9 protein-coding genes are annotated in these 11,905 nt (G+C 67.9%); 4 read left to right on the forward strand and 5 right to left on the reverse strand.

The window, feature by feature from the left end; all coding sequences use genetic code 11:
- Window positions 1-23 precede the first annotated feature (23 nt).
- The 3 genes from DTA22_RS07620 to DTA22_RS07630 all read right to left on the reverse strand — a co-directional run bounded on the left by DTA22_RS07620 (window position 24) and on the right by DTA22_RS07630 (window position 6,023).
- A complete protein-coding gene (locus DTA22_RS07620) occupies window positions 24-755 on the reverse strand; it encodes a flavodoxin family protein (protein ID WP_037231473.1) in 732 nt (243 codons plus the stop codon).
- Window positions 756-871: 116 nt separating this feature from the next.
- A complete protein-coding gene (locus DTA22_RS07625; RefSeq protein ID WP_112299082.1) occupies window positions 872-2,335 on the reverse strand; it encodes a catalase in 1,464 nt (487 codons plus the stop codon).
- 190 nt (window positions 2,336-2,525) lie between these two features.
- Window positions 2,526-6,023 (reverse strand): serine/threonine-protein kinase, encoded by a 3,498-nt coding sequence (locus tag DTA22_RS07630; protein ID WP_112299083.1) that lies wholly within the window; start codon window positions 6,021-6,023, stop codon window positions 2,526-2,528.
- A 102-nt stretch (window positions 6,024-6,125) separates the two neighbouring features.
- On the opposite strand from DTA22_RS07630, the gene DTA22_RS07635 reads away from it, so the two are divergent.
- From DTA22_RS07635 to DTA22_RS36700, 4 genes are all read left to right on the forward strand, one after another.
- Entirely contained in the window at window positions 6,126-6,833 is a 708-nt protein-coding gene (locus DTA22_RS07635) for a nitroreductase (protein ID WP_112299084.1), read from the forward strand.
- A gap of 1 nt (window position 6,834) precedes the next feature.
- Window positions 6,835-7,977 (forward strand): methyltransferase, encoded by a 1,143-nt coding sequence (locus DTA22_RS07640; RefSeq protein WP_112299085.1) that lies wholly within the window; start codon window positions 6,835-6,837, stop codon window positions 7,975-7,977.
- 164 nt (window positions 7,978-8,141) lie between these two features.
- Window positions 8,142-8,996, forward strand: a complete 855-nt coding sequence (locus DTA22_RS07645; protein WP_174484670.1) for a Bax inhibitor-1/YccA family protein — start codon at window positions 8,142-8,144, stop codon at window positions 8,994-8,996.
- A gap of 281 nt (window positions 8,997-9,277) precedes the next feature.
- On the forward strand, window positions 9,278-9,394 hold the full coding sequence (locus DTA22_RS36700; RefSeq protein WP_245973320.1) for a DUF1330 domain-containing protein: 117 nt from the start codon (window positions 9,278-9,280) through the stop codon (window positions 9,392-9,394).
- Between the two features lie 48 nt (window positions 9,395-9,442).
- On the opposite strand, the gene DTA22_RS07655 is transcribed toward DTA22_RS36700, so the two are convergent.
- Window positions 9,443-10,660, reverse strand: coding sequence for an acetyl-CoA C-acetyltransferase (locus tag DTA22_RS07655; protein ID WP_112299086.1), 1,218 nt, complete (start codon window positions 10,658-10,660; stop codon window positions 9,443-9,445).
- Window positions 10,661-10,767: 107 nt separating this feature from the next.
- Window positions 10,768-11,790 carry an SGNH/GDSL hydrolase family protein gene (locus tag DTA22_RS07660; protein ID WP_112299087.1) on the reverse strand — a complete coding sequence of 341 codons (1,023 nt, stop codon included), beginning with the start codon at window positions 11,788-11,790 and terminating at the stop codon, window positions 10,768-10,770.
- Window positions 11,791-11,905 lie beyond the last annotated feature (115 nt).

The following is an 11,905-nucleotide window of genomic DNA, read 5'->3' on the forward strand; positions in this document are numbered from 1 at the left end:
ACTTCCCTCTCGGATGCGGCGGATCAGCGGTAGTCCGGGTTGGCGAAGTCGGGGCGGCAACCGGCGTCCCATTCCGAACGTTGATTTCCGTACGCGGGGAACCCGCCGGCGTTCTTCAGCATCGCGGCGACGTGCATCAGGTTGTACGTCATGAACGTGGTGTTGCGGTTGGTGAAATCGTTCTCCGGGCCGCCCGACCCTTCGTCGAGATACGACGGGCCCGGGCCGGCCTCGCCGATCCATCCGGCGTCGGCCTGCGGTGGGATCACGTATCCGAGATGCTGGAGGCTGTAGAGGATGTTCATCGCGCAATGCTTGACACCGTCCTCGTTGCCGGTGATCAGACAACCCCCGGCCCGCCCGTAGTACGCGTACTGGCCGTTGTCGTTGAGAATCGACGAGCACCCGTACAGCCGCTCGATCACCTGCTTCGTGACGGAACCGTTGTCGCCGAGCCAGATCGGACCGGCGAGGACCAGGATGTCGGCGTCCAGCACTCGCCGAAACAGTGAGGGCCATTCGTCGCTCGGCCACCCGTGTTCGGTCATGTCCGGATAGACGCCGGTCGCGATGTCGTGGTCCACCGCCCGGATCTGGTCGACCGAGACGCCTTCCCGTTCCATCAGGCCGACACTGCGGTCGATCAGCCCCTGGGTGTTGCTCACTTCGGGAGACCGCTTCAGGGTGCAGTTGACGAACAGGGCACGCAGACCGCTGAAACGGGGGGTACCGTCCTGCGGCGACGGATCGGTCATCAGTCCTCCCACGAAAGAGTCCGGAAGTCCACGATATGCCGCGGCGGTCCCTGTTCGTGGCAGAAGAGTCCGCCCGGTCCGGGACGATTCCGGACCGGGCGGACCCGGATGTTCTCTCAGCCCAGGGCGGAGATCGCCTTCGCGACGCCCTCACCGTAGGCGGGGTCGCATTGGGTGCAGTTGTCGATGTGCCGCTGCACGACCTGCTGCGACGCGCCGTTGATGGCCCGCGCGGTGTTCTCGAACAACACCTGCTTCTGCTCGTCGCTCATGTTGTTGAACAACACGCGCGGCTGCGAGAAGTAGTCGTCGTCGTCCTCGCGGAAGTTGAACCGGTCGGCGAACGCGCCCACGCCCTGCGCGGGATCGCGGTACCGGCTCTGCTCCTGCCACTTGCCGTAGCTGTTCGGCTCGTAGTGCAGGGTGCCACCGTTGTTGCCGTCGACCCGCATGGCACCGTCGCGGTGGAAGTTGCTCACCGGGCAGCGGGCCGCATTGACCGGGATCTGATAGTTGTTCACACCGAGGCGGTAGCGCTGCGCGTCACCGTAGGAGAACAACCGGCCCTGGAGCATCTTGTCGGGGGAGAAGCTGATGCCGGGCACGACGTGCGCCGGGTTGAACGCCGCCTGCTCGACCTCGGCGAAATAGTTGTCGGGGTTGCGGTTGAGTTCCCATTCGCCGACCTCGATCAGTGGGTAGTCGGCCTTCGGCCACACCTTCGTCAGGTCGAACGGGTGGTAGGGGACCGTGTCGGCGTCGGCCTCGGGCATGATCTGCACGCACAGCTTCCACTTCGGGAAATTTCCGGCCTCGATGGCGTCGAAGAGGTCCCGCTGATGGCTCTCGCGGTCGGCGCCGACCAGGGCCCCGGCCTCGGCGTCGGTGAGGTTCTCGACACCCTGCTGCACACGGTGGTGGAACTTCACCCAGAAGCGTTCGCCCTCGGCGTTGATGAAACTGAAGGTGTGTGAACCGAATCCGTGCATGTGCCGGTACGACGACGGGATGCCGCGGTCGCTCATCACGATGGTGACCTGGTGCAGTGACTCGGGCAGCGATGTCCAGAAGTCCCAATTGTTGTCGGGGCTGCGCAGATTCGTGCGGGGATCGCGCTTGACGGCGTGGTTGAGGTCGGGGAACTTCAGCGGGTCGCGGAAGAAGAAGACCGGGGTGTTGTTGCCGACCAGGTCCCAGTTGCCTTCCTCGGTATAGAACTTGACCGCGAAGCCGCGGATGTCGCGCTCGGCGTCGGCGGCGCCGCGCTCACCGGCGACGGTGGAGAAGCGGGCGAACAGCTCGGTCTTCTTGCCGACCTCGGAGAAGATCTTCGCGCTGGTGTACCGAGTGATGTCGTTCGTGACCGTGAACGTTCCGAACGCACCGGAACCCTTGGCGTGCATGCGGCGTTCCGGAATGACCTCGCGGTCGAAATGTGCGAGCTTCTCGAGGAACCAGACGTCCTGCAGCAACTGCGGCCCGCGGGGCCCGGCGGTCACGACGTTCTGGTTGTCGGGGACGGGTGCGCCTACGGCCGTGGTGAGCTTGTCGCTGGTGTTCGCAGTGGTCTCTCGGCTCACAGTGGATCCCTTCGTTGCTGGCGGTCGCTCTGGGTTTTCTGGAACTGGCTGTCGGGCAAGAGGCTTCGCCGACGCCGGCGGATCGAACCACACTTACGGAGCGCGACGTGGTGGTGGCCGGCTCCCGCCCTCGCGTGTGTTCACGGTCACACTGCACCACCGTTTCTTGAATTAGTCAAGAAAGCGCGGGCTAACTTTCGATCGGAGTCGCTGTCTCCAACGCCGCAACCAGGAACTCTTCCGGAACCTCCGGCCAGTCGGACTGCCAGCGGCCGGCCCGCCTGTCCTCGAGAAGAGCCGTCAGCGCGGGCACCATGCGCGGCCCGCCGTCGATCAGATAGCGCACGAAGCCGATTCGTGCACACGTCGCGGCGATGGACGCCAGCACCGGCTCGGCTTCGTCGACGCGGCCCGCCGCGACCAGGCATGCGACGAGAAGGCGACTGGCCTGCATGGCCGCCCTCGGCCGGCTCTCCCGTTCGACCCTGCGCACCCATTCCTCGGCGCGGCGACACGCGACATCGGGATCGACGGCCAACTGTTTCCGGATCTCGGTGGCGTCGTCGAGTTGGGCGACGATCTCGGCGAAACCGAAATCGGGTTCCCGGGTCGCCTTCCCGCCACCGGCCGCCGGCTGGGGTGACGCGGGCAGACCGAGCCGGACCCGCTCGTTCTCGACCCGGGCCCGCAACCGCGGAAGGCCCAGCGACGCCGCCGCGGACGCACCCTCGTCGAGGTGGCGGGCAGCGGACGCGAGATCGCCGCGCCCCGCCTTCAGCCGCGCGCCCGTGACGAAGCGGGCGATCATGAAATCGACGATGCCGCCCTCGGGGCCGAGCTCGTAGCTCTCGTCGAGGAGTCGTTCGGCCTCGTCGAGATGGCCCAGTTCGTACATCAGCTCGCCGAGGAGTGCGCCTGCGAGTCGTGCGGCATGCGAATGGGTGCCTGCCAACTTCGTCGCAGTCTGCACGGCCAGCCGGAAGTTGTCCTCGGCCGCGGCGATGTCGAGTTGTTCCATCGCGGCGATACCGGCGAAGCTGTACCCGTACATCCTGCTGAACGGTCCGACGGTCCGCTGGTGGTACCCGGTCGCCCAGTCCTGCAGTCGGCGTGCCTCCACGAAATCGAATTGGGCGATCGCGGCGGCGGAGGCGAGATTCGACCCCGCCGAAACCACCCACGCGCGTAGAGTCTCCGGGCGGGCAAGGCATTCCGCGATGAGGTCGGGGACGCCGGCGATGCGATCGGACGACACCGCGATCACGGCGCGGACGATGTCGGCCTCCACACGGATGTCGGCCTGCTCGGTGTCGCTCAGCGTCGAGGACTCGAGGGCTGACGCGACCAGCGAGAGCGACCGCAGCGTCGGCGCCACCCGTTGCAGCAGGATGTTCGCCCACGCGACCGCGATCTGGATACGCGGACTGGACTCGACCAGCCGCCGCGGCAACTTGTCGACGAGGCCGAGCAGCGCGACCATCCGCGAGTGCTCCACCAGGTACATGCCCTGCTCCTCGACCACCGCGACGGCCACGTCGCGATCGCCCGCCGCCAACGCGTGATCCACTGCGTCGCTGACGTAGTGGTGGTCGGCGAACCAGTGCGCGGCCGCACGGTGCAGGTCTGCGATGCGTGAGGGATGATCGCGCTCGAGGCGGCGGCGGAGGTACTCGGCGAACAGGTGGTGGTACTCGAACCACTCCCGGTCCTCGTCGAGGCTGCGCAGGAACAGATCGCGCGATTCGACCTGTTCGAGCAGGGCCTGACCGCGGGTCACGTTCGCCAGCACGCAGGCGAGGTCGCCGCACACCCGCTCCGTGACGGACGTGGCCAGCATGAAGTCGAGCAGTGCAGGTTCGAGAGTGCTGAGCACGTTCTCCGCCAGGTATTCACCGATCGCGTGGTGGCGGCCCGACATGTGCCGGATGAGGTCACCGGGATCGGTGCGATCACGCAGCGACAGCGACGCCAGTTGCAGCGCCGCCACCCACCCGTCCGTGGTCTCCTCCAGCGCCTCCACGTCGGAGTCCTCCAGGTGCAGTCCCCCGAGGTCGACCAGGAACCGCTGCGACTCGGTGATGTCGAAGCGCAAAGCCACGGAATCGATTTCGACGAGCTCGTCGCGCACCCGCATCTTGGCCAGCGGAAGTCCCGCTTGGCTTCGGCTGCTCACCACCATCTGCAGGTGGTGGCAGCCGTTCTCCAGGATGAAGTCCATCGCGGCGATCGTGTCCGGCGACGTGACCCGATGCCAGTCGTCGATCATCACCACCACGTGGCGCCTGCTGTCGTGGACCTGATTCACCAGCGACGTCAGCACATACCGTTCCGCCTCGGCGCCGTTCTCGTCGAGTGCCTGCCCCAACTCGTCCGCCAGGCTCGGCTCGGCCCGGCGGATCGCCTCGACGAGGTGGGACAGGAACCACACGACGTTGTTGTCGTCGTTGTCCACCGTCAGCCAGGCGACGGCGGAGCCGTCCTCGATCAGCACGTCGCGCCACTGGGCGGCCACCGTGCTCTTCCCGAAGCCGGCGGGTGCGTGGATGAGCGTCAACCGCCTCCGCTGACCCAGCCGGAGCAGTTCCAGAAGACGGGTGCGTTCCACCAGGGACCGCATCGGGGTCGGCGGCCGGAAGCGGGCCGCGGCGCTCGGCGGGGTGGCACCCGACCGCCTGCGGTAGCTGCGACTGTGCCCGGACGTCGAGGACTGCGTGGTCGGCGCCGCCGTGTGCTCGGTGCGCGGGAATTCGTCCGCCGCCGCGGGGAGCGCCATCTCGTCGACGTCGAGCCCGTGCCTGCGCTCGATGTCGCGGAGTTCCTGGCCGAACTCCGCGGCCGAAGCCGGGCGGTCGGTCGGTTCCTCGGACATGGCGCGCTCGATGGCCGCGCACACGTCGTCGGGAATATCCTCGCCCCGCAGGTCCGGAACGGGTTGCGTGGCGATGCGGAGGAACTGGGCGACGAGCCGCTCCCCGCTCCGCCGCTCGAACGCGGCATGCCCGGTGAGCAGGCAGAACAGGGCGGCACCCAGGCTGTACACGTCGGAAGACGCGGACGGTGCGTCGCCGCGGAGGACCTCCGGCGCCGTGAACGCGGGCGAACCGGTGATCATGCTCGACGTGGTCTCGAATCCACCCGTGACCCGCGCGATGCCGAAGTCCGTGAGCTGCGGTTCGCCGTACCCGGTGAGAAGGATGTTCGCCGGCTTCACGTCGCGGTGCAAGGTGCCGAGCCGGTGCGCCGTCTCCAGGGCGCCCGCCAGCTTCACGCCGACGCGCAGCGTTTCGCTCCACGGCAGCGGCCCTTCACGGCGAATCCAGGCGTCGAGTGAATTGCGCGAGTGGTACGGCATCACGATGTACGGCCTGCCGCTGCGCGTCACCCCCGACTGCAGGATGTCGACCACATGGGGATGCCCCGACAATTTCCCCATCGCACGCTGTTCCCGCAGGAAGCGTTCGCGGTCCTCGCCGTCCAGATCGGACGACAGCACCTTGATCGCGACCGTGCGGTCGAGCGCCGTCTGGAGGCAGCGGTACACGACCCCGAACCCTCCCCGGCCGATCTCGCGGGCGTCGTCGAATCCTTCCGAGGCCAGCTCCGCGACGATGTCGGTCACGACGATCCGCTTGGTAGCCTGCGGATCCGAGTCGGTCGGCCCGGAACTGCTTTCCGGGTGTCGTGGCACACTCAATGAAATCACCTTCTCGGTGCACTGACGCCAGCATATCGCGGTCGCACGACACGAGAGCGGTGTTCGAGAACGAGTAGACCCGAGGAGAATTCGACGGTGACGGATACCGGCATTGCAGCAGCGGACACGAGCCTGGCCGAGCGGACCCTGGCCCAGCTCCTCGACGCGCGGATCAGTTGCAGGGCTTACCTACCGACGCAGGTGCCGCGCGACGTGATCGAGAGGATCCTCGAGCTCGCGCAGCAGACGCCGTCGTGGTGCAACACGCAGCCGTGGCAGGTCGCGATCACCGAGGGAGAGGGAACCGAGCGGTTCCGTTCCGGGCTGGCCGAGTACGTCCGCACCCACCCGCAGGAGTCCGACTTCGAGTGGCCCCGCGAATACGTGGGCGAGCACAAGCAACGCCGCCGCGAGTGCGCCATGCAGCTGTACTCCAGCGTCGGCATCGCGCCCGGCGACCGGGCCGCGTCGGCCGAGCAGACGATGAAGAACTTCGACCTGTTCGGCGCGCCGCACGTCGCGATCGTCACCACCCACGAAGCGCTCGGCACGTACGGCGCCGTCGACTGCGGCCTGTACGTCGAGACGTTCCTCCTCGCCGCGCAGAGCCTCGGAGTGGCGACCATCCCGCAGGCCGCTGTCGCCGGAAGTTCGCGGTTCATCCACGACTTCTTCTCGCTCGACGAAGACCGCAGGGTCGTCTGCGCGATCTCGTTCGGCTACCCCGACACCGAGAACCCCGTCAACGGATTCCGCACCCGCCGGGAACCCGTCGCCAACGTCGCGCAGTGGGTGTCGCAGTAACGTGCTCGACTCCGAAGTGTTCGACCGGGACGCCCTGTTCGCCCGCCTCCGTCGCCGCCCCGACGTCGAGGCACCCAACCTGACGGCCGTCGACGCCGCCGACCGGCTGATCCTCGACGAGGCCGCGGAGGCCCTGTCGGCGGCACGTCCCGGGAGGCTCGCCGTGATCGGCGACCACTACGGTGCGCTCACCCTCGGCGCCGCGGTGACACACGGCTCCACCGGGATCCGCGTGCACCAGGACCCGCTGACCGGCGAACTGGCGCTCGCCGCCAACGCCGCGACGGTCGGGCTCGCCGACCGCTACCGGGCGTGCGCGCTCGGTGGGGAGCTGCTCGCGGGCGCAACCGTCGTGCTGATGCAGCTACCGCGGAGCCTCGGCGAACTGACCGAGGTTGCCGAGGCGATCGCCCGCCACGCCGACCCGTCCGTCGTCGTCTACGCGGGCGGACGCAACAAGCACATCTCCACCGCCATGAACGACGTGCTCCGTCGTTCGTTCTCCGACGTCCGCGCAACCCTCGGCAGGCAGAAGTCGCGGGTGCTGATCGCTCGCGGCCCGGTGCAGGCGGCGCAGCAGACGTACCCCGTCACCGATCATCTCGCCGAGATCGGGCTGGACGTGGTCTCGTACGGTGCCGCGTTCGCCGGACCCAAGCTGGACATCGGGACCAGATACCTCCTCGACTTCCTTCCCCGCGTGAACCCCCGGGCCCGTGCCGCGGTCGACCTCGGGTGCGGAACCGGCATCCTCGCCGTCAGCCTGGCCCGGCTCCTCCCGGAGGCGTCGGTGATCGCGACCGACCAGTCCTCCGCGGCGGTGGCATCGGCGGCCGCCACCGCCCGCGCCAACGGACTCGACGGACGGGTCAGCACGCTGCGCGACGACGCCATGTCCACCCTCGCCACCGACAGCCAGGACGTCGTCCTGTGCAACCCGCCGTTCCACGTGGGCGCGGCCGTCCACACCGGTGGCGCGTCGAAGATGTTCACCGAAGCCGGGCGAGTGCTCCGGCCCGGCGGCGAGTTGTGGACCGTGTACAACTCGCATCTCGGGTACCGGGGCCGGTTGCAGCGGCTCGTCGGTCCGACCGACGTCGTCGGCCGGAATCCCAAATTCACGGTCACCCGGTCGGTGGCCTGACCGCCACGCCGACCGGCGTCCGTCTGGCGGGTGTCCCCGCGGCACCGGTAGAGTCCGAATTGTCCGACCCGAAAGCGACGAACGGGAACTTGCGGTGGGTGCGGGACGTTCAACGTACAAGAAACCCGGATCCACCCGGCGAGCCACGAGAAGGGATGTGCACGGTGCGCACCACCAGTAACCCGGTGTTCCGCAACCTGCCCAAACAAGAGGGCAGCGGCGGATACGCCTCGTTCGGATCTACGACGGCCGGCGCAGCGCAGGTCACGCAGCAGTTCGGTCAGCCGCAGTACACGCAGGCCGAGCCCTACCGGACGGGCCCCGACTACCGTTCGATGACCATCGACGACGTCGTCACCAAGACGGGTGTCACGCTCGGCGTGCTCACAGTGTCGGCGATCATCTCCTACTTCCTGGTGAGCAACAATGCGAACCTCGCGGGCCCGTTGGTCATCGGTGGTGGCCTCGTCGGTCTCGTGCTGGTCCTCGTGGCCACGTTCGGCCGCAAGATGGACAACCCGGGCATCGTTCTCGCCTACGCGGTGGCGGAGGGCCTGTTCCTCGGCGCCCTGTCGTTCATGTTCACCGACATCACGTTCGGTGGAGTCGGGGGAGCGGCACTCATCGCCCAGGCCGTACTCGGCACGTTCGGCGTGTTCTTCGGCATGCTCGTCGTCTACAAGACGGGCGCGATCCGAGTCACGCCCCGCCTGACGCGGATGATCATCGGCGCCCTCATCGGTGTCGTCGTCCTCGTCCTCGGCAACGTGATCGCCAGCTTCTTCACCGAAGGCGGCCTCGGTCTCCGCGACGGCGGTCCCCTGGCGATCATCTTCAGCCTCGTCTGCATCGGCATCGCCGCATTCAGCTTCCTGCTGGACTTCGACGCCGCCGACCAGCTGATCCGCGCCCAGGCGCCGGAGAAGGCAGCGTGGGGTGTCGCATTCGGACTCACCGTCACCCTCGTGTGGCTGTACGTCGAGATCCTGCGACTCCTGAGCTACTTCAACAGCGACTAGTAGTCCCACACGAGAAGGCCCCCGAGAGCATGCTCTCGGGGGCCTTCTCCGTCTGCCGGGGCCGGGTTCGATTACCTCGGAGGTAATCGACGCGGGACCCGGGCGGAGGAATGTCGTGTGCAGCAACCGCCTCACCCGAAGGAGCACGACATGAGCGCGTACGGAATGGCCCACCTCCAGAACGTCGACATGGGTCCGCAGATCGTCGAATACCTCGAACGCATCGACGGCACCCTGCGCCCTTCTCCGGCAAGTTCATCGTCCACGGCGGACGCCAGGACGTGGTCGAGGGGACGTCCGACGGCACGTTCATCGTCATCGAGTTCCCCGACCGCGAGCACCTCGAAGGCTGGTACGCGTCCGACGCGTACCGGGAGATCCTCCCGCTGCGCCCGTGAGTGGTTGACGAGTCTCTGCACTCGTCAACCACTCACGGTCCGGAGGGCCTAGCTGAGGCGCTCGAGGACCATCGCCATGCCCTGCCCGCCGCCGACGCACATGGTCTCGACGCCGAACGTCTTGTCCTGCTCGCGGAGGTTGTTGAGCAGGGTGTTGGTGATGCGGGCGCCGGTCATGCCGAACGGGTGGCCGAGGGCGATGGCGCCGCCGGAGATGTTCAGCTTGTCCTCGTCGATCTTCAGTTCACGGGCAGAACCGAGAACCTGGACCGCGAACGCCTCGTTGATCTCGAACAGGTCGATGTCGGAGATGGACTTGCCCGCGATCGCGAGGGCCTTCTTGACGGCCTCGATCGGGCCCAGGCCCATGATTTCGGGGGACAGTCCGGACACCCCGGTGGACACGATGCGGGCGAGCGGGGTCAGGCCGAGGGCCTTGGCCTTGGTGTCGGACATGATCACCAGCGCGGCGGCGCCGTCGTTGAGGGGGCACGCGTTGCCGGCGGTGACGGTGCCGTCGGGCCGGAACACCGGCTTGAGTTGGCTGATGCCCTCGTAGGTGGTGCCGGCGCGCGGGCCGTCGTCGGTGCTGACGACGGTGCCGTCGGGGAGGGTGACCGGGGTGATCTCCCGCTCGAAGAAGCCGTTCTTGATGGCGTCCTCCGCGCGGTTCTGGGAGCGGACGCCCCAGCGGTCCTGCTCCTCACGGGTGATGCCGGTGGCCGAGGCGACGTTCTCGGCGGTCTGGCCCATGGCGATGTACACGTCGGGAATCTGCTCGTTCTCGCGCGGGTCGGTCCAGGCGACGCCGCCCTCGGCGAGCTTCGCGGTACGCGCCTCGGCGTCGGCGAACCTCGGGTTCTTGGTGTTCGGCAGGCCGTCGGCGTTGCCGGTGACGAAGCTGGACACCGACTCGACGCCGGCGGAGATGAACACGTCGCCTTCGCCGGCCTTGATCGCGTGCAGTGCCATGCGGGTGGTCTGCAGCGAGGAGGAACAGTATCGGTTGACGGTGACACCGGGCAGGAAGTCGTAACCCAGTTCCACCGCGACGACGCGGGCGATGTTGAAACCCGACTGACCGGCGGGCTGGCCGCAGCCGAGGAGCAGGTCGTCGATCTCGGTGGGATCGAGTTCGGGGATCTTCGCCAGAGCCGCAGCCACCATCTGCGTCGTCAGATCATCCGGGCGGATGGTCTTGAGCGAGCCCTTCATGGCTCGGCCGATCGGTGAGCGTACTGCGGAGACGATGACTGCCTCGGGCATGAAAACTCCTTTGTCAACTGCGGGGGTCTGCACTGTGTTGCAGACCACCCGTTTTGTGGCCTTCCCGACAACTTACGTTGCCGGGTGGCACCGGGGACATCGCCATCTCACTCAGCGACCCGTCGCGTCCTGGACGCAGACGCCTCCTCGATCGCGAGGAGTTCGTCGAGGCGGGCAGGCGAGCGTCGCCTGGCAGTGCGCCGCCACAGGAAACGATTGAGCGAGGCGGTCATTCGGGTCGACAGCTTGCGCGACTCCGCGGCCTCCGACACCTCGGGCAGGTCGGGGAGCGGTCCGCCGTGCCACATGCCCAGGGCGGTCGCGAGAACGGGCACGATCTGTATCGCCGCCAACTCGTAGCCCGCCGCGGACGGGTGGAAATGGTCGGAGGAGAACATCCGGTCGGGGGCAGCCAGGAACTCGGGAGCCAGCAGGTCGGCCAACGCCACCGGGTGGCCACCCGCCGCGCTGGTTGCGGCCGCCTGCGCCCTCGCCAGGCGCAACCCCCACGTCCGGACGACGGTTCGCAGGGGCTGCGGAATCGCGGTCACCACCCCGAGGTCGGGGCACGTTCCGACCACGACCGCGCAGTCGCGGGCGCGGAGCCGTTCCACCGCTTCCCCGAGCCTGCGCGCCGACGCCCGAATCGAGTTCTTGGACGTCACGTCGTTCGCGCCGACCAGGATCACCGCGGCGTCCGGCGGCGGTCCGGCCACGAACATCGCGTCCACCTGCCCGCTGAGCCCGCGGGACGTGGCGCCGCCGATTGCCTTGGTGCTCAGCCGGATCCGCTTGCCGGTCTCGTCGGCGAGGCGCCTCGCGATCTGCACGCCGGGCACCTCGTCCGCCGACAGGCACCCCACCCCGGCGGCCGTGGAATCGCCGAAAATCATCAGATGGACGTCGTAGGGCGTGGTCCGTAGCCAGCGTTCGGGGACCGCGGCGCCGGGGGAGTAGACGCCGTCGGCCTCCGGCGGCTTGGCGACGTTGCGTCCGATCACACCGCGGGCCGCCGTCGCCTGGGACATCAGATAGGAGTACGCCGCCCACGACAGCGTGCCTGCGCTCGAACCCGCCAGGACAGCCGCGGCACCGGCTTTCACTCCGGTCTGCCAGGTCCTCTTGGGCACTGGTCTCACCTTTCCGCTACCTGGTGCTCATCTCACGGGTTCCAGCGGACTGCGTCCGCACCAATCTAGTCGGATCGGGGCCCCCGTGCCGGACGTCTGTGAGCATCGGATCAGG

It is taken from the genome of Rhodococcus wratislaviensis, from assembly GCF_900455735.1.
Taxonomy (GTDB): Bacteria; Actinomycetota; Actinomycetes; order Mycobacteriales; family Mycobacteriaceae; genus Rhodococcus_F; species Rhodococcus_F wratislaviensis.

What these genes read in the sequence shown, in the direction of transcription:
- DTA22_RS07620 (WP_037231473.1), bottom strand. Translation starts at nt 755, where the DNA reads ATGACCGATCCGTCGCCGCAGGACGGTACCCCCCGTTTCAGCGGTCTG.
- DTA22_RS07655 (WP_112299086.1), bottom strand. Translation starts at nt 10,660, where the DNA reads ATGCCCGAGGCAGTCATCGTCTCCGCAGTACGCTCACCGATCGGCCGA.